We start from the raw sequence: 17,490 nt of genomic DNA on the forward strand, positions 1-17,490 counted from the left end.
CCGGCGGGCCTGGTCGACGCTCTAGGCGGCGGCACGTGCGCTTCCTGCGCGCCGGTGCCGACGCCGGTCGAGCCGGCCGGACATTCGGGACTACAGGTCCCGCTCGTGGAGCCCCATCAGGTACGGGGACGCCCGACCCACCAGTTCCAGGTCCGACGCCCACCACGGCACGTCGCTGTCGCCGCCCGTGTTGTCGATCATCCGGCGGAGGACCGCCAGCGCGCCGAGGAACTCCTCTTCCGTGATTCCCTCGTGGATGCGTGCGTTGGCCCGCACGACGCGGGTGTGGGTGCGGGCGAGGCCGGTGGTGCCCTCTTCTGTGAGGTGCAGCGTGCCGTCGGCGGACTCGTCGAGCCAGCCTCGCGAGAACAACTGCGCGTACAGGGGAGTAAAGGACAGACCCGGGTCGGCGAAGAGCGACAGCTGCTCGGCGATCGTGTCGCGGGTCCAGGTGCCGGGCGACTCGCCCACCAGATTCACGACCCACCACTGCGGCTGGGTCAATTGTTCCTTCTCCAGAGTCCTCTTCGTGTACGCAACCACGGCCTGGTGGGCCACGCCCGCCCAGTAACCGATCGGCTGGCGGGCCAGTTCTTCTGTCGGGTAGTCCTTCACGGTCATCGCGAGGTGCCCCCTTCGGTGGATCCGGGTGACACGATCAACGTAGAAGTTGAAGTGAACTTGAAGTCAAGCTAGCGTCGCCGGATGGCCGCCGTACGCCTCCTCTGGTTCCGCCGTGACCTCCGGCTCGCGGACAACCCCGCTCTGCACGCCGCCGCCGGCACCGGAGCCCCGGGGACCGGCGACCACGGCAGCGGGCCCGTGCTGCCCGTCTTCGTCGTCGACCCGGTGCTGTGGAAACCTGCGGGCCCGGCACGGCGCGCGTACCTCGCCCGGTCGCTGCGCGCCCTCGACGAAGCACTGCGCGGCCAGGGCAGCGGGGGCCTGGTCGTGCGGTACGGCGACCCGTCCGCCGAGCTGCCCCGCCTGGCCGCCGAGGCGCGGGCCGAACAGGTCCACGCCGCCGCCGACTTCGGGCCGTACGGCCGGACGCGTGACGATGCGGTGCAACGGGCCCTCGGCGAAGTCCCGTTCGTCCGCACCGGCTCGCCCTACGCCGTCGCTCCCGGGCGCGTGACCAAGGGCGACGGTACGCCCTACCGGGTGTTCACGCCGTTCCTGCGCGCCTGGACCGACCACGGCCGGCGGGACCCGCTGCCGGTCCCCGAGGGGGTCGCGTGGGCGTCGGCGTCCAGTGGTGGGCTGCCGGAGGAACCAGACTCCGGCGTACCGCAGTTGCCGCCGGCGGGGGCGGAGGCCGCGTACGACCACTGGGCCGCATTCCGCGACAACGGCCTCGCCGACTATGCGGAGTTGCGCGACCGCGCCGATCTGCCGGGGTCGTCCCGCCTCTCCGTGCACCTCAAATTCGGCGAGATCCATCCGCGGACGATCCTCGCCGAGACCGACGGCCCTGCGGCCGGGGCCGCGAAGTTCCGGTCCGAGCTCGCCTGGCGGGAGTTCTACGCCGATGTGCTGTGGCACCGGCCGGAGAGCGGGCGCGACTACCTCGACACGCGGTTCAAGACCATGCCCTACGACCAAGGCGCGGACGCCGAGGAGGAGTTCGACGCCTGGCGGGAAGGCCGCACCGGATACCCGTTCGTGGACGCCGGGATGCGGCAGCTCCTTGCCGAGGGGTGGATGCACAACCGCGTCCGCATGGTCGTCGCGTCGTTCCTCGTCAAGGACCTGCACCAGGAATGGACGCGCGGCGCCCGGCACTTCATGCACCGGCTCGCGGACGGCGACTTCGCGTCCAACAGCCACGGCTGGCAGTGGGTCGCGGGCTGCGGTACGGACGCGGCGCCGTACTTCCGCGTTTTCAATCCGGTCACCCAGGGCCGCAAGTTCGACCCGGACGGCGACTACGTGCGCAAGTACGTCCCGGAGTTGCGCGGTATCCCGGGGGCGGCCGTCCACGAGCCGTGGAAGCTCAAGGACGGCCTGCCGACCGGCTATCCGGAACGGATCGTCGACCACGCCGAGGAGCGCGAGGTCGCGTTGGCCCGCTACTCCGCGATGCGCGAAGGCAGTTGATGGGCGCGCCTGGTCCGGAAGGCAGCGAGCGCAGCAACGGCCGCGGCCCGTGGCGACTGCGGCCGCCAGGTGGTCAGGCGGTCAGGCGGTCAGGCCGTCATGTGCTCGGTGCCGTCCCGTCCGCGGGCGTCCGCACGTTCGCGTTCCACCATTCCGCCGCCCGCTCGGCGTTCAGCCGGTCGGCCCACACGTCCGCCGGATCGTCCGGCATCAACAACTCGGGGACCTCCAGGCGCTGGTTGACGGTCGCGTGCCGGGCGAGGAACCTGCCCGCCTCCTTCAGGCGCTCCTCGCTCAGGCCGCTCCGTTCGACGAGAGGCCCCGGCATGCCGTGCGCCCCACGGCCGATCAAGTACGCGTCGTAGGGATCGAAGCCGACCGCCAGGAGGGACGCCTCCTCGACGGACAGGCCGGTGGCCTCGCCGAATGCCCGGATCGACGCCCCGGGCCACGGCGCGGACCCCCGGGCGTCGAGCAGGCGCAGGAACGCCGCGACGCGGTCGGCGCCGCCCCAACCCGCGCACACGCGCTGCGACTCGACCACACCGAACGGCCGTTCATCGAAGACGCCGTCCGCCGCGTACTCGATCGCGGCGATGACCGACTGGCTCCCGTGCGGTCGCTGCAGCGCGATCAGACAGCCGCGCTTCGTCCGGCAGACCTCCCCTTCGCGGGGAACGGTGCCCACGTCCAGGCGCAGCGACAAGGTTCGCCAGCGCCCCGCCGGGTCGCACAGCGCCGGTCCGCCCCACGCACGCACATGGTCGGCCTCCAGTTCCCTGCTGCGCTGATTCGGCGCCGTCGGGGAGAGCGCGGTCCGCAGCGCGCGGCAGCCCAGGCGACCCAGTGAGCTCTCCCACCCGCGGGCGTTCGCCAGCCGCACGGTCAACGGCGGTGTGGCGACCTCCGGGTCCGCACACTTGTCGGCCACCCGACTCAGCCGGAAGAACATCTCCTGCATCTCGGTGAAGATGCGCGCCCGCAGGTCGCCCGCGTCCGTGATCGGGTAGGGAGACGGGTCGTCGCGCAGGCGCAGGGCCGCGCCGCCGGGGGCGTCACCGTCGCTCCCGGACGCCGGCGGCCCGATGTGACGCGCACTCAGCACCCGGCATTCCACCGCCGACCAGACCGTCCCGGCGATGCCGTCGAGGAGACCGTCCGACACCACGCCCGGGAACAGCGGCTCCAACACCGCGCGCAGTCCGTCGAAGCAGTCGTCGACCTCGTGCGAATGGTCCCCGACCGGGATACGGCGTCCGATTCCGGTGATCAGATCCGCGAGTCGGTCGTCGACCGAGTCCAGGGCACGAGCGGCCAGGGCGGCGTCCGCTCCGCGGAGCAGCCGAGAGCCCGCCGCGTCCCGCGGGACCAGCCGTCCCCAGACCTGCGGCGGAGGAACGAGCGTGCTGCCGGCCGCCCAGCGGTGCCGTCGGCGCCCGACGCCGTGGGTACCCGCCGCACGGGTCGGCCGGGACGCCCCCTGGTACCAGCGGCCCACCACCACGTCCTTCGTGTCGCGCAGTTCCCACCAGCCGTCGTGGCCGCGCCGCAGCATCGCCGGAGCCGTCGCGCCCGGCAGCAGCACAGTGGGCGACACATCGTCGGCCGGGGGAGCCGATGCCGTGAACTGCCCGTGCGCGTACCGGAAACGATCCGATGTGGTGGACGACCCCGGCTCCGCGGGGAACCGGAGGTACAGCGGCCCGGCGACCACGCCACGCGGACCGAAGACCGTGGCGCGTCCGCTGTTCGCGACCACGAACGAGTCCTCGTCCGCCCCGTCCTCGGGTTCCATGCGGAAGGCATCGTCGTTGGACCAGAAGGAGCCGAACCGGTCGAGAGCGGGGTCGCCCAACTCGTCGACGAGCCCGCCACGCCACGTCGTCGCGACGGCCTCGGCGATGTCCGCGGTGAGCAACTCGGCCACGGTGGAACGGAGTTCCGGGCACGCCTCGGCCAGTCGGGCCGGTCCCAGCACGTCCAGGAAGTACACGGCCTCGTGCAGGATCGGCAGGCTGCCGGCGCGTACCCCTTCCGCCCACGACACGACGGCCTCCTGGACGACGCCGAGCAGTCCGGGTGCGCCCAGCACCGCATCGGCCAGACCGTCGTGGTCGCTGAGCACGCTCCCGGGCCGGCCCAAGGCCAAGAGCTCACCCGGCCGATAGAAGATCGCCTCGCGCAACAGCGGGCGAAACCGCGGATCCGCGGCGAGGGTGACGAGGCCGCCGCGCTGCGCCCGGTCCGCCCAGGCCCGCAGACTGACCACCGTTCCGGGCGGGGGCGGGGCGAACGGCACCCCGGCGTGCAACGCGGCGTCGATCAGGTCGAAGTCCAGTTCCCGCACCGGGAGATGGCCGGAGTGCGGGCGTTGCACGGTCGCGAACTGGATCGGCTCGCACTCGCGTCCTTCGGCCCGCAACAGTTCGGCGAGCCAGCCGAGTTCTTCGCGCGTGCCTCGGGTGAGTCTGCGCCCGACGACCTTCGCCGCAAGGAACTCCAGCTGCTTGTCCGCCGTGTCACGCGTGGCCCTGAGCTTGTCCGTCAAAGTTCTGTCCCGCTCCCGTGCAGTCCGTGTGCCGTCGGGGACACCGCCGAAGCGCCTCCCCGAAGCTTGCCCGGCCCGTTCTACCAGTCGTCTCTGCCACAGTTCACCGGCCAAACGCGCCGAGATCCGCCGACCCCAGTTCACGGGCAACGTGCCGAGATCCGCGGACTCCGCCCCGACTCGGGGCGGAGTCCGCGGATCTCGGCGACTGCGCGGGGGCGAGGCTCACCCGATTGCGCGGGGGCGAGGCTCACCGAGCCGAGGGGGTGCCGTCACAGGGCGCGCTCGTCGTGGGTGACGATCTCCTTGGCGGGCTTGCCGCCGGCCTCCAGCCAGCCGCCTATCGCCGCGGGCGCGTCACGGGCCGGGTTGTAGCAGTCCTCCTCGGACGAGAAGAGGCCGTCTCCCGCGTACACCAGCCGGGTCCAGTTCGCGAACCCGAACTCGACCCCCGCGTCCGTGGGATGCGGCAGCACGTTGCGCAGGCCGAGCACGATGGCGCCGTTCTCCTCGTCGTACGCGACCCAGTCCTGCGGGAAGCGCATCGTCGGAAACGGCGCCATGACCTCCTTGATCCACGACCGGACGGCCTCGCGGCCGGTGAACACGCCGTACGCGTGCTCGGTGTAGACGACGTCCTCGGTGAACAGGTCCGCGAACGCGGTCCAGTCGCCCGACTCGACGCATGTGGCGACGACCGAGTTGTAGTGGGAGAGAGCGCCTTGCAGTTCCTCGCGGGTGAAGCGGCCCATGCGTGGTACCTCCTGGACGGTGGCGATCCCGGGACGGGTGTTCCGGTGGTATCAGAGGACTCCTGCGACATCCAGGGACAGTGGGGTGTGCCGGGGCCGGGCGGCACGGGCAGGGTGCTATTGACTTGCCATCAAATAGTGTGACTGTCCGTGGGCGGCTACTCCGGCTTCCCCAGTTGCCCTAGTTGCCGCAGTTGACCCAGTTGACCCGAGGCCCCGGAGGCCGCCGCGTGCCCAGCAATGAACGATCCGCCCGCCTGCTCGCCGGACTGCTCGCCGGTGCCGCCGTCGCCCATGCCGCCGCCCCGTCCCAGTTCGACGCGGTCATCCCGCGGCAGCTGCCGGGGAAGCCGCGTACCTGGACCCAGGTCAGCGGAGCCGTCGAACTGGCGCTCGCCGTCGGTATCGCGGTGCCGAGGACCCGCCGGATGAGCGCCTACGCCGCCGCCGGGTTCTTCGTCGCCGTCACGCCCGCCAACGTCCAGATGGCGTACAACTGGCGCCGCCGCCCCGCGACCTTGCGGGCCGCGGCCATCGCCCGCGTGCCCCTCCAGATCCCCTTGGTCCTGTGGGCCCGTAACGTCGCCCGGGCAGCCGGGAAGTAGCCTCCCGGGACCCCGCCCCCGGCCGGTGCGCGACCGGCAAACAAGCGGTACGCCCACGGAACTGCATGATCGAACGTGCGCCAATACGATGAGTGGGCGTTGGGGGTGTGCCGGTGACTCTCGGTGCCGGGCGACGTCGGATCGAGCGACTATCGAGCAATTCGGGTGGGAGAGGCGTGGCAGAGACAGCAGGCTCACGGCAGACAGTGATTCTGACCGTGGACGACGATCCGGGCGTTTCCCGTGCTGTTGCCCGCGACCTGCGGCGGCGGTACGGCGGGATGTACCGGATCGTGCGCGCCGAATCGGCCGCGACGGCCCTGGACGCGCTGCGCGAGCTCAAGCTGCGCGGCGACCTGGTGGCGGTCATCCTGGCCGACTACCGCATGCCGCAGATGAACGGCATCGAGTTCCTCGAGCAGGCGGTCGACATCTACCCGAGCGCGCGACGCGTGCTGCTCACCGCGTACGCCGACACCAACGCCGCCATCGACGCGATCAACGTGGTCGACCTCGACCACTACCTGCTCAAACCCTGGGACCCGCCCGAGGAGAAGCTGTACCCGGTCCTCGACGACCTGCTCGCGGCGTGGCGAGCCTCCGACCACAAGCAGGTGCCGACCACCAAGGTCGTCGGCCACCGCTGGTCGGCGCAGTCGTCGGCGGTACGCGAGTTCCTCGCGCGCAACCAGGTGCCGTACCGCTGGTACTCCTGCGACGAGCCCGAGGGGCAGCGGCTGCTGACCGCCGCCCAGGCGGACAGCGAGCGCCTGCCGCTGGTGATCACCCCGGACGGCACCACGCTGGTGGAGCCCGCGGAACCCGACCTCGCCGCGCAGGTGGGGCTGGCCACCATGCCGACCGAGGACTTCTACGACCTGATCGTCATCGGCGGCGGCCCGGCCGGGCTCGGTGCGGCGGTGTACGGGGCGTCGGAGGGGCTGCGGACCGTCCTGGTGGAGCGCTCGGCCACCGGCGGGCAGGCCGGGCAGAGCTCCCGGATCGAGAACTACCTCGGCTTCCCGGACGGCGTGTCGGGCGCCCAGCTCACCGACCGGGCGCGGCGGCAGGCCACCAAGTTCGGTGCGGAGATCCTGACCGCGCGCGAGGTCACCGGGCTGGAGGTGACCGGTTCGTCGCGCGGCGTGCGCTTCGCGGACGGGTCCGTCATCTCGGGGCACAGCGTGATCCTGGCGACCGGCGTGTCGTACCGCCAGCTGGAGGTGCCGGGGCTGGCGCCGCTGACGGGGTGCGGCGTCTACTACGGCTCCGCGCTGACCGAGGCCGCCGCCTGCTCGGGCGAGGACGTCTACATCGTCGGCGGCGCCAACTCCGCCGGGCAGGCCGCGATGTACCTCGCGCGCGGCGCCAAGTCGGTGACCCTGCTCGTACGCGGGCCCTCGCTCTCCGCGTCGATGTCGCACTACCTGATCCAGCAGATCGAGCAGGCGCCCAACATCAGCGTGCGCACCGGAACCGTCGTCGAGGCGGCCCACGGCTCGGACCACCTCGAACAGCTCACGCTGCGCGACGTGGCCACCGGGCAGACCGAACTCGTGGACGCGCAGTGGATGTTCGTGTTCATCGGCGCCGCCCCGCTCACCGACTGGCTGGAGGGGACGGTGACCCGTGACCCGCGCGGGTTCATCGTGGCCGGCCCGGACCTGACCATCGGCGGTCAGGAGCCCAGCGGTTGGGAACTGGACCGTCCGCCGTACCACTTGGAGACCAACGTGCCCGGCGTGTTCGTGGCGGGCGACGCGCGCTCCGAGTCCGCCAAGCGTGTCGCCTCCGCCGTCGGAGAGGGAGCCATGGCCGTGATGCTCGTCCACCGCTACCTGGAGCAGTCGTGAACGGGGAGGAACTGTCGTGACCGGCGTGCCGATGCCTTGTGAAGTCGAAGAGCTCAGCACCCTGTTCCTCTTCGAGAAGCTGACCGACGAGCAACTGGCCCGACTGTGCGCCGAAGGGCGCGTGGAGCGGTTCGAGCCCGGCTACCTCTACCGCGAGGGCGAGCCGGCGACATGCTTCTACGTCCTGCTCGAAGGCACCCTCGTGCTCTCGCGCCGGGTCGGCGCCGACGACCTGGAGGTCACCCGCAGTTCGGACCGCGGGGCGTACGCCGGGGCCTTCCAGGCGTACGCCACCGACCCCACCCGGGCGCACTACCAGGGTTCGTGCCGGGTGCCCGAGCAGTCACGCCTCTTCATCCTGCCCGCCGAGACCTTCGCCGCGGTCATGCGCGACTGGTTCCCGATGGCCGTGCACCTGCTGGAGGGGCTCTTCTTCGGCAACCAGAGCACACAGCAGGTCGTCGGCCAGCGCGAACGGCTGCTCGCCCTCGGCTCGTTGTCGGCGGGGCTCACGCACGAGCTGAACAACCCCGCCGCGGCGGCCGTACGCGCGACCTCGGCCCTGCGCGAGCGCGTCGCCGGGATGCGGCACAAGCTGAAGGCCATCGCGTCCGGACCGTACAAGCGCGAGACGCTGGCGACGCTGGTCGAGATCCAGGAGCGCACCGCCGAACAGGTCTCCAAGGCGACGCCGCTCAGCCCGATCGAGGCCAGCGACCGCGAGGACGCCCTCACCGACTGGCTCGACGACCACGGCATCGCCGAAGGCTGGAACATCGCACCGACGTTCGTACAGGCCGGACTCGACGTCGACTGGCTGGAGAACGTCGCGGCAGCGGTGGACGAGCAGATCCTCGAAGGCGCGATTCGGTGGCTCAACTACACCGTCGAGACCGAGCTGCTGATGGCGGAGATCGAGGACTCGACGACCCGCATCTCGCAGCTCGTCGACGCGGCGAAGCAGTACTCGCAGCTCGACCGCGCGCCGTCCCAGGACGCCGACGTCCACGAACTCCTGGACAGCACGCTGACGATGCTCGGCAGGAAGATCGGCTCCGGCATCCGCGTCGAGAAGGACTACGACCGGTCGCTGCCGCGGGTCCCGGCGTACCCGGGCGAGTTGAACCAGGTGTGGACCAACCTCATCGACAACGCCGTCGCGGCGATGGACGGCGAGGGCACGCTGACCGTGCGCACCACCCACGACCGCGACCAGCTCCTCGTCGAGTTCCACGACACGGGGCCGGGGATCGACCCGGAGATCCGGGAGCGCATCTACGACCCCTTCTTCACCACCAAGCCGGTCGGCGAGGGCACGGGGCTCGGGCTCGCGATCTCGTGGCGGATCGTGGTCAACAAGCATCACGGGAGCCTGCACGTGGTATCCGCACCTGGCGACACGACGTTCCAGGTACGTCTGCCGCTGACCGCACCGGACACCGGGACCGAGACGGAGTCAGGGTCCGAGACGGGGCCCGAGACCGGGCCCGCGCCCGGGGCGGAGACCGAGACCGGGCCTGAGACCGGGACCCGCGAGACACCCGAGGAGTCGCCATGACATCGCCCGCCGGAGTCGACCCCACCGCCGAACCGAGCGGCACCGGATGCAGTGAGTGCGACGCCACCGGCGGCTGGTGGTTCCACCTGCGCCGCTGCGCCCAGTGCGGGCACGTCGGCTGCTGCGACTCCTCGCCCGCCAAGCACGCCACCGCGCACTTCAAGGCGACGGGGCACCCGGTCGTCCGCAGCTTCGAGCCGGGCGAGGCCTGGTTCTGGAACTACGAGACGTCCGAGATGTACGAGTCGGGGCCCGATCTGGCGCCGCCGGAGAGCCACCCGGAGGACCAGCCGGCGCCCGGCCCGGCCGGGCGCGTACCCGCGAACTGGGCCGACACCCTGCGCCGCTGACGCGAGTGCCGGCCCGTCGGCATCCTGACCGCGCGGCATGCGCCGCGCGGCCGGGGGCCGCACGGGTGCGGGCCACGTAGCCGACGGCCGCGCGGTCCCCGACCGCGCGACCCGGCCGGGTCAGGAGGAGGCGGCCAGCCAGTCCGCGAACGCCGGGCCGGCGAGCTTCGCGTCCGCGCCCGGGAGCAAGGCGCCGCTCTCCAGCAGCTCGCGGTCGGGAGTGTCGGGGGAGCTGACCTCGATCACCTCGACGGTCTCGCCGCGCCGCGCGAAGACCAGCTTCGCCACCGCGGCGAGGTTCTCCTCGCGCGGCCCGGCGATCTCCGGGAACGGCGCCGCCGCGGCACCCGCCTCGGGCGCCGGACCCTCGGCCAGGTCGACGAGGGCCTGCGCGACGGCCGAGCAGGCGACCAACTGGGTGCGCATCTGCGGCACGTACGCGGTGTCGCCCTGGCGGCCCCAGCTCACCAGCAGCTCGACGAACTCGTGGAACTGCGCCGCACGCAGGATCTGGACCGGCAGCGGGCCGGCGAGCAGGGCCTTCTCGTGGACGACCTTGGCCAGGTTGTAGCCGCCGGTCGACGCGTCGATCCCGATGATGGACACCGACACGATCCGCTCGACCCCGGCCTTCCCGCCCGCCTCGTGGAGGTTGGCCGCCGAGGCCGTGAAGAAGTCGACGGCGTCCTGCTCCACGGGCGAGGGGGTGCTCGCGGTGTCGATGACGATGTCGACCCCGGCCAGCGCGTCCGCGAGGCCCTCACCGGTGACGATGTCGACGCCCGCCGAGCGGGAGATCGCGACGACCTCGTGGCCGTGCTCGGTGAGGATCCGTACGACGTGGCTGCCCAGACGCCCGGTGGCCCCGGCGACCGCGATCTTCTTCGTGGACTGCTGCATCTTGATCCCCGCCTGTCTGCGTTCCGGACCCGTGTGCCCGGGCCCTCGTCTCGTGTTCTGCGCTTCGCTCTGCCTACACAGCACTGACGGAGCCCGAGAACACGATGTGACAGGTGCACGAGGAACAAATCCAAAAGCTCTTCGCCAGCACCACCACGGTCCGCCCGCCCCCACACAGCGCCCCCGTCCCGCAGCTCCGCGTTTCGGTGGCCTCCGACGCCGCGGTGCGTGACTCGAAGGCCTCCCGCGAGCGGTCGGCGCTGCGAGTGCCGGCAGATCGGTGGACTCGCTTCGTCGCAGCGACAGCAGAGCACGCATCTGCGACTTGAAGGTTAAGGAGGCCCCTCACTGACAACCGAAGCGTCTTGCTCGGCGTGGCGCGGTGCGACTGGCCACGTGGCGCCCTGGTACTCGCCTGTGACGGTTCGCTCTCCGCCCGGTGTCACGCTCATTCGGTACGCGTCGTGCGGGGGCTCGCCGTGTGCGACGTGCTCCGCCCAGAGTTGCCCGAGCAGGTCCGCGAGCCGCCGCGGTCCGGCCTGCTTCGCTGTGCCGTCGCCGGTGATGTGCGCGATCGACCCGTCACGGTGCCAGATGACCAGCCCCCCGTCTGCCGGTGTGTCGGTGAGGACGTCGGCAGACGGCAGCGCGAAGGACACCAGGAACGTGAACCGGGTTTCTTCCCACGCGGTGAGCGGCATCCCGCAGGGTTTCGCGGGTCCGTCGGGTGCGTCGGGACGGACCATCAACGGGCTGCCGTCCACCGGGCGCAATCCCATGAAGTAGGCGGCCGTCGCCAGGAACCTCCCATGCGCTCCGTGCTGCTCGTCCACGTCGAGCACCGCGACGCCTGCGCCGACCGGGGCGACGATACGCCCGCCCGGCCGTACCGCCCGCAGCCACCCGACCGGGTTGTCGTCGACGCCGCACGTGGCGATCAGGCGATCGGCGCTGTCGGCGCGCAGCGGTTCGGCGCTGCCGCCGTCCGCACAAATGACCGACACCTTGCCGTGCCCCGCACTGGCGAGTGAGGCGCGTGCAGCTGCGACCAGTTCGGGCGCGACGTCGACTGAGAGTACGTTCTCGTCCCCCGCGAGCCGCCCGAGGACGCCGGCGTTGTATCCGGTCCCGGCGCCGATCTCGGTCACCTTCATGCCGGGGCGAACGTCGAGCGCGTCGAGCATGTCCGCCATGAGCGACGGCACAGTGGACGACGACATGTTCGGCCACGTGGATGTCAGGAGCACCTGATCGGCGTAGACCTCGGACAACCAATGCGGGTGTCCCTCGCTCACCTCCTCCGTCCGCCATCCGCCGTCGTCCGTGCGGTGTTGGCGGATGAAGCGCGGTACGTACAAGTGTCGGGGCTCTTCCCGGAACGCTTCGGCCACGCCCGGCGTACGCGCGTGCCCGGCGGCCCGCAGCCGTTCCGTCAACTGCGCGCGCAGTAGGGCACCTTCGTCGCTGATCGGATCGTTCATGCGTGGGCGGCTTCTTCCAAGTGATCGGCGATGGCGTTGCAGATCTCGTCACTGTCGGGCGTGAATGCCCACTGCCCGGCGGGGTTGAGTTCGAGCGCCCATACGGTTCCCTCTTCGTCGCGCAACAGGTCCCACGCGGCAAACAGCAGACCGAACCCGCGGGTCACGGTCCGGATCGCTTCCTGTACGACGTCCGGTAGCGTCCCGGGCTTGTAGACGACGTTGTCGGCGTTCACGGCGCGGATGTCGAGATAGGGACCACAGGCGTGCAGTTCGCTGATGAACAGCCGTTCCCCGACCACCGCGACGCGGTATTCAGCCACCTTTTCCGCGACCTCGCGTTGCAGCAGATTGGCGGTCGCCCGTGCTCGTGGGTCCCCGTAGTGTTCGGGCGGGACTCGGCTCGCGTACAGCACGCGGTATCCATCGGGTCCGTCGTAGGTGATGGGCCCGAGTGTCTTCGAGACGGTAGGGCCTTCGGCGCAGAACGCGCCGTGACGCTCCGGCACGTTCCCGATCCACGTGTCGGGTACGGCGAGCCCGGCCCGTACGAACGCCGCGAGTTGCGTCGGCTTGGTGCACGCGATGATCGCGTGGGGATGGTTCATCCAGGTGACGTGGGGCAGCGAGTAGAGCACTCCTGCCATTCCGGCACGTGCTTCGCGGGACGCGAATGCGCGAGGCGCGCCGGGCGCAGCGACTTCGGCCGGGTAGGCCGATGGTCGGCGCCAGTAGACAGCGCGCAAGTCCTCCAAGCGGACAGCGCGCGACCCGGAGGCGATCTCGCCGGTCCATCCATCCGCGCCGACGCGCGCCGAGAGATTGACCAAGTCCGGGAACGCTCCGGTGTCAATACGAGCGAGCGGGACGCGGCGCCGGTTGAGTTCGTCGATCACGAGATCGGCGGTTGCGTCGACAGGCCCTGTCGCGACCAGAATTCGCGGGCGGTCAGGCATTGGGCGTGGCGTCGTCCGGCTGCCCGGCGTCGATGGCGCCCTGCACTCCGTCCGACCGGATGTTGGACGTCGTCACCTGCGAACGGATGCCCGGGTCCGTCTTCGAGAACGGCACACCGTCAAACAGCGTCACCTGGCGCTCCTGGTCGAAAGTCGTCACACCGTCCGACACGCTGCCTTCAACGGCTGTCGCGTAGTCCAAGTGCAGAGGCACGAGTGCGCTCGCTGCCACATTCGGGGTCACGTTCATGCCCTTCCCTTCCGCCGTGTACATGGACCTTCAAGGCACGCTCACACGGCAGTTCGTAGATGGACGTGGATGGTCGGTCCACATGCTCGGGCCGGGAGGGAAGCGCGGAGATCGGGCACTCACGCCCACGCTCCCAAGGCCCACCGGATGGTTAGTGCTTCGAGTGAACCGCGAATCGGTGGGGTGTAGAAAGATGCCGCGTGTAGGCCCAGTTGTAGACCAGACTGGACGGATGCGCAGGCAGACGGCGGCGGAGTTGATCAAGCAAGCGCGTACGGCCAGGGGCTGGAGCCAAGCGGACCTTGCGCGCGAGGTTTGTCGTGCCGCTGGGGTGCCTGTCGACACGCTCGGACGCCAGGAGATCTACCGCTACGAAACCGGGCGGCGCACACCGCGCGAGTGGCTGCCGTTCGTGGCCGGCGCGCTGTCGATCCCGGTAGCCGACTTGGAGCGCGCGGCATCGATCAAGGCCCGGGAGAGGACCCCCACGACGATCGCCGACTTCCTGCCGCCTGATGATCCCTTGGAGCCGCCGGACGCCGCGTCCGGGCGGCGGATCGGCATGTCCGCAGTACGGGATCTGACACAGCGCGTCCATGGGTTGAGGCTCGCCGACGACGTGTTGGCCGGCGGAGACCTGATCGGTCCCGCGCTGCGTGAACTCCGTACGGCGGTCCGCCTCTACAGCGATGCCTCGTACTCCGACTCGGTTGGTCGAGAACTGTTGCGGGGCATCGGCGAGTTGGCGCAGATTGCGGGGTGGATCGTGAGTGATGCGGGGCGGCACGTCGAAGCCGAACGCATCTACCGCCTCGGCATTGTCGCGTCGCACAGGGCGGGTGACTTGACGCTGGGTGCGAACCTCCTCGGGTCGCTGGCCTACCAGCGCAGCAACACAGGAGACGTGCGAGCCGGGGTCACCATGGCTACAACGGCTTGTGAGCAAGCCACGGACGGACCACCGCGGGCGAGAGCCCTGTACTCCGATCGAGTGGCGTGGGCACATGCCAAAGCGCAAGCCTCGCAAGACGCGATACGTGCGCTCGGAGCGGCTGCCGAAGCTCTCGCTGAGCATGCCGACGAAGACGAACCCGGCTACCTCTACTGGGTCGATGCCGGCGAACTGCAAGTCATGGAAGCTCGTGTCTACACGGAACTGCACCGACCGCTGAGGGCAGTTCCGATACTGCGAGATGTGCTCGAACGGTACGACGCGACGCACACCCGTGAGCTTGCGCTGTATCTGTCCTGGCTTGCGGTGGCCTACGCGGAGGCGAACGAGCCGGAGGAAGCCGCCGCGACGGCTCATCGAGTGATCTCTCTGTCCTCGGACGTGGCCAGTGAACGAACGGCGGAACGGGTCCGGGTGGTCCTCACTGCCTTGCGGTCGTACCGCGACGTTCCTGATGTGCGGGATGTGCTCGACTGGGCGAGCTGACGCGGGCAGCGCAGGGGGCCTTCTGTTGGCGTGGTGGTGGGTGCTCGGGCAGGGTGGGGGGATGGTTTCGGTGGTGCAGAACTTGGCGATCGACTGTTCGGATGCGTACGGGCTGGCTCGCTTCTGGAGTGAGGTGACCGGGTGTCCGCTGGATCCCGAGGCCAAGCCTGGTTCTCACGAGACGCAGGTGATGCTTCCGGAGGGCGCGGTTCTGTATTTCAACCAGGTGCCGGAGCCGAAGACGGTCAAGAACCGGATCCACTTGTGCCTGCGTCCGACGACCTCGCGCGAGGAGGAGGTCGAGCGGCTGTTGGCTCTGGGGGCCGGCCTGGTTGCGGACCGCCGGGAGCCCGACGGCGCGGGTTGGGCCGTACTCGCGGATCCCGAGGGCAATGAGTTCTGTGTCCTCCGCAGTGACTCCGACCGGGCTGCGATGTCCTCGCCGGGGCCGGAGGCCTAGTCACCACGTGTTGCCGAGTGTGCTGAACAGCATGACGGCGGCGATGCCGGTGAAGAAGACGCCGAAGATGATCGTCCCGAGGGGAGCGGACTCGCTGTTCAGGCCGTAGGCCAGGGCGTCCGTCGCGATCCGTACGGGCACGATGCTGGTGAACATCCATGCGATGGTGCGGAAGCAGAGCATGAAGAACCCGTCCCACCAGCCGAACAGCAGCCCCCAGAGCAGCACTCCGAGGCCGAAGTAGGCCAGGTGGAACCAAAAGCCGAGCGAGTCGGCGGCTTTGGGCAGGAACGTCTCCTCCGCGCCCATCACCTCTACGCCGACGACGTCGCCCCGCCACAGCCGCAGTGTGGCCGGTGCCCCTTCCTCCGCCTTCTTGTAGAAGCCCGCCGACACGTCGCGGGACTGCCGGGAACCGTCCGCCCGTTGCCACGTGACTTCGTGGTGGGTGGTCGTGGTCGTGTGGCCGTCGGAGTCCGTCGACGTCATGGTGTACGTGCGGCGGTCCGCAATCGAGGCGGGCTCCTCGGCGAGACAGTCGTCGCCTCGCTCGCACTTGGCGGTCGCGCGGAAATCCCGTGTCTCCTGGTACGGATCGACCGCCGAGACGAGCGCGAACACCAGCACTCCCAGGCCGACCGCCACGACGACCCATCGCCCGACCGAGCGGCCGAGCAGCGAGACGGCCGGTGTTGATCGACTGAACCGGCGAAACCGCATGGTCGTCCCCCGTGATGTTGGTCCTTGCCTGCATGATGCCCCTCTTGGGCGACGGCGATAGCTTGTGCGGTGACACAGCCGGACGGTCGACAACCGGGGAGCCGCATGCGGTACCGCTTCACGTCCTATCACCCCGTGGATGACGCCGACGGAGCCGTCGCAGAGGGCACTCGGCTGGGCGGCCTGCCGTACTGGCTGGCGGCGCCGCAGTGGCCGGTGGATCCGTATACGAATGAACTCGCGTCGTTCATGGGGCAATTTCGGGTACGGGTGGGGGACGGCGGCGACGGAGACGGGCACGGGGACCGCGTGGTGTATCTGTTCGCCCTCGGGTTTTCGGGCGAACACGCGACCGTCGTCCAGCCCGGCGGGCAGGTCACCAAGTCCGTCGAGACACGGGCGGCGGCCATCGGGCCGACCGCGCTGGAGCGGGTGCACCTGATCCGGGTGGACGAGGAGGTCGACTTCGCCCAGGTCGAGCGGGATCTGGCGCCGGTCGAGGGCGAGGACGAGGACGACCGCGAAGTGCGTCTGGAGGAGTTGCTCGACGAACTCCGGAAGAACGCCGCGGGCAGCATCCGGATGAACCAGCTCGGCGGCCCCGATGTGGTGCCGGTTTGGTTGCAGGGCGACGATCTGCCCGGCGAAGACTGGCAGTTGGTCGCACAGCTCGACTCGTACCAGCTGCCCTTCGAGGTCAACTTCGGTGACAACGGGGTCGGTTACCTGTTCCTCGCGCCGGACGGCGAGAACGCCGAATTCTTCTTCCAGAGCTGCTGAGGGGTGCGCCGGCAATGGAGCATCCTTCTGCAACCGGGCCTGCCGCCGGGCCTTCCGGCGGTCCCCCAGCCGAGGGGCCGGCCCCGGCCGTCGCCCTGGTGTTCGGGGCGACGGGCACAGCGGGATCCGCAGTCGTGGCTCGGTGCCTCGCCGACGAGCGGATCGGCGAAGTACGGGCGGCCACAAGGCGACCGCTCGGACTCTCCCACCCGCGCCTCATCGAAGTGCAGTGCGCCGACTTCGGCGACCTGTCCCCGATCCGTGCGGCGCTGAGCGGGGTGAGCGGCTGCTTCTTCTGCCTCGGCGCGTCCTCGGCGCGAGTGCGCGACGCGGACGCCTACCGCGAGATCACCCTCGGGTACGCGGTCGCCGCCGCGGAGGCGCTCGCCGCGGCAAGTCCCGAGCACACCTTCCACTTTCTCAGCGCGCGCGGAGCGGACCCCCGGTCGCGACTGCGCTGGGCGCGGGTCAAGGCGGAGGCGGAGACACGGTTGGCCGGGATCAACCCGCGCCGCCTCCTCGTCTACCGCCCCGCGTACATCCACCCGGCGCCCGACCGCCGTCCCGGGATGGCCGCCCGCGCGACGGCGGCAGTCCTGCGCCCGTTTCCCGGAGCGCTGATCCGCGCCGAGGACCTCGCCCTCGCCATGGTCAACCTCCAGTTCGACACCGACCACCCGCCGGTGCTCGACAACCGGGAGATCAGGCGGCACGCCGAGCCGTAGGTACGCCGATCCCG

At 70.4% G+C, this 17,490-nt stretch carries 18 protein-coding genes; 10 read left to right on the top strand and 8 right to left on the bottom strand.

All coding sequences use genetic code 11. The features are described 5' to 3' along the window. Positions 1–90: 90 nt before the first annotated feature. Positions 91–621 (bottom strand): MarR family winged helix-turn-helix transcriptional regulator, encoded by a 531-nt coding sequence (locus ACWD12_RS36195; RefSeq protein WP_450103138.1) that lies wholly within the window; start codon positions 619–621, stop codon positions 91–93. 84 nt (positions 622–705) lie between these two features. On the opposite strand from ACWD12_RS36195, the gene ACWD12_RS36200 reads away from it, so the two are divergent. Then, positions 706–2,100: a cryptochrome/photolyase family protein gene (locus ACWD12_RS36200; protein WP_450103139.1), complete on the top strand. Its 1,395-nt coding sequence runs from the start codon at positions 706–708 to the stop codon at positions 2,098–2,100. Between the two features lie 97 nt (positions 2,101–2,197). Here the strand turns inward: ACWD12_RS36200 and ACWD12_RS36205 are convergent, their stop codons facing one another. Continuing rightward, entirely contained in the window at positions 2,198–4,648 is a 2,451-nt protein-coding gene (locus tag ACWD12_RS36205; RefSeq protein WP_450103140.1) for a hypothetical protein, read from the bottom strand. Positions 4,649–4,920: 272 nt separating this feature from the next. Next, positions 4,921–5,400 carry a nuclear transport factor 2 family protein gene (locus ACWD12_RS36210; RefSeq protein ID WP_450103141.1) on the bottom strand — a complete coding sequence of 160 codons (480 nt, stop codon included), beginning with the start codon at positions 5,398–5,400 and terminating at the stop codon, positions 4,921–4,923. Between the two features lie 230 nt (positions 5,401–5,630). On the opposite strand from ACWD12_RS36210, the gene ACWD12_RS36215 reads away from it, so the two are divergent. The 4 genes from ACWD12_RS36215 (at position 5,631) to ACWD12_RS36230 (ending at position 9,766) form a co-directional block, all read left to right on the top strand. Continuing rightward, on the top strand, positions 5,631–6,005 hold the full coding sequence (locus ACWD12_RS36215; protein ID WP_450103142.1) for a DoxX family protein: 375 nt from the start codon (positions 5,631–5,633) through the stop codon (positions 6,003–6,005). 176 nt (positions 6,006–6,181) lie between these two features. Beyond that, positions 6,182–7,858 carry an FAD-dependent oxidoreductase gene (locus ACWD12_RS36220; RefSeq protein WP_450103143.1) on the top strand — a complete coding sequence of 559 codons (1,677 nt, stop codon included), beginning with the start codon at positions 6,182–6,184 and terminating at the stop codon, positions 7,856–7,858. A 16-nt stretch (positions 7,859–7,874) separates the two neighbouring features. Beyond that, positions 7,875–9,416 carry an ATP-binding protein gene (locus tag ACWD12_RS36225; protein WP_450103144.1) on the top strand — a complete coding sequence of 514 codons (1,542 nt, stop codon included), beginning with the start codon at positions 7,875–7,877 and terminating at the stop codon, positions 9,414–9,416. Next, positions 9,413–9,766, top strand: coding sequence for a UBP-type zinc finger domain-containing protein (locus ACWD12_RS36230; RefSeq protein WP_450103145.1), 354 nt, complete (start codon positions 9,413–9,415; stop codon positions 9,764–9,766). The genes ACWD12_RS36225 and ACWD12_RS36230 overlap by 4 nt, the downstream gene beginning before the upstream one ends. A 120-nt stretch (positions 9,767–9,886) precedes the next feature. Here the strand turns inward: ACWD12_RS36230 and ACWD12_RS36235 are convergent, their stop codons facing one another. Beyond that, entirely contained in the window at positions 9,887–10,666 is a 780-nt protein-coding gene (locus ACWD12_RS36235; protein WP_450103146.1) for an SDR family oxidoreductase, read from the bottom strand. Positions 10,667–10,872: 206 nt separating this feature from the next. Here ACWD12_RS36235 and ACWD12_RS36240 point away from each other — a divergent pair, with 206 nt between their 5' ends. Beyond that, positions 10,873–10,995, top strand: a complete 123-nt coding sequence (locus ACWD12_RS36240) for a DUF397 domain-containing protein (RefSeq protein ID WP_358363962.1) — start codon at positions 10,873–10,875, stop codon at positions 10,993–10,995. A gap of 3 nt (positions 10,996–10,998) precedes the next feature. On the opposite strand, the gene ACWD12_RS36245 is transcribed toward ACWD12_RS36240, so the two are convergent. Genes ACWD12_RS36245 through ACWD12_RS36255 form a run of 3 tightly spaced genes read right to left on the bottom strand, consistent with a single transcriptional unit; the run spans position 10,999 to position 13,353 of the window. After that, positions 10,999–12,147, bottom strand: a complete 1,149-nt coding sequence (locus ACWD12_RS36245; protein ID WP_450103147.1) for a methyltransferase domain-containing protein — start codon at positions 12,145–12,147, stop codon at positions 10,999–11,001. Then, the gene (locus ACWD12_RS36250; RefSeq protein ID WP_450103148.1) at positions 12,144–13,103 is read right to left on the bottom strand and encodes an MvdC/MvdD family ATP grasp protein; all 960 of its coding nucleotides are present in this window, start codon (positions 13,101–13,103) and stop codon (positions 12,144–12,146) included. The genes ACWD12_RS36245 and ACWD12_RS36250 overlap by 4 nt, the downstream gene beginning before the upstream one ends. Then, the gene (locus ACWD12_RS36255) at positions 13,096–13,353 is read right to left on the bottom strand and encodes a hypothetical protein (RefSeq protein ID WP_450103149.1); all 258 of its coding nucleotides are present in this window, start codon (positions 13,351–13,353) and stop codon (positions 13,096–13,098) included. The genes ACWD12_RS36250 and ACWD12_RS36255 overlap by 8 nt, the downstream gene beginning before the upstream one ends. Before the next feature lie 232 nt (positions 13,354–13,585). Here ACWD12_RS36255 and ACWD12_RS36260 point away from each other — a divergent pair, with 232 nt between their 5' ends. Both ACWD12_RS36260 and ACWD12_RS36265 read left to right on the top strand, forming a co-directional pair. Beyond that, a complete protein-coding gene (locus tag ACWD12_RS36260) occupies positions 13,586–14,791 on the top strand; it encodes a helix-turn-helix transcriptional regulator (RefSeq protein ID WP_450103150.1) in 1,206 nt (401 codons plus the stop codon). A 61-nt stretch (positions 14,792–14,852) separates the two neighbouring features. Beyond that, positions 14,853–15,251, top strand: coding sequence for a VOC family protein (locus ACWD12_RS36265; protein ID WP_450103151.1), 399 nt, complete (start codon positions 14,853–14,855; stop codon positions 15,249–15,251). Here ACWD12_RS36265 and ACWD12_RS36270 read toward each other — a convergent pair whose 3' ends face one another. Next, positions 15,252–15,971, bottom strand: a complete 720-nt coding sequence (locus ACWD12_RS36270; RefSeq protein ID WP_450103152.1) for a hypothetical protein — start codon at positions 15,969–15,971, stop codon at positions 15,252–15,254. Positions 15,972–16,106: 135 nt separating this feature from the next. Here ACWD12_RS36270 and ACWD12_RS36275 point away from each other — a divergent pair, with 135 nt between their 5' ends. Further along, the gene (locus ACWD12_RS36275; RefSeq protein ID WP_450103153.1) at positions 16,107–16,751 is read left to right on the top strand and encodes a hypothetical protein; all 645 of its coding nucleotides are present in this window, start codon (positions 16,107–16,109) and stop codon (positions 16,749–16,751) included. A gap of 14 nt (positions 16,752–16,765) precedes the next feature. Beyond that, positions 16,766–17,476 (top strand): NAD(P)H-binding protein, encoded by a 711-nt coding sequence (locus tag ACWD12_RS36280; RefSeq protein ID WP_450103154.1) that lies wholly within the window; start codon positions 16,766–16,768, stop codon positions 17,474–17,476. The last annotated feature ends 14 nt before the right edge of the window (positions 17,477–17,490 follow it).

The organism is Streptodolium elevatio, from assembly GCF_053592165.1.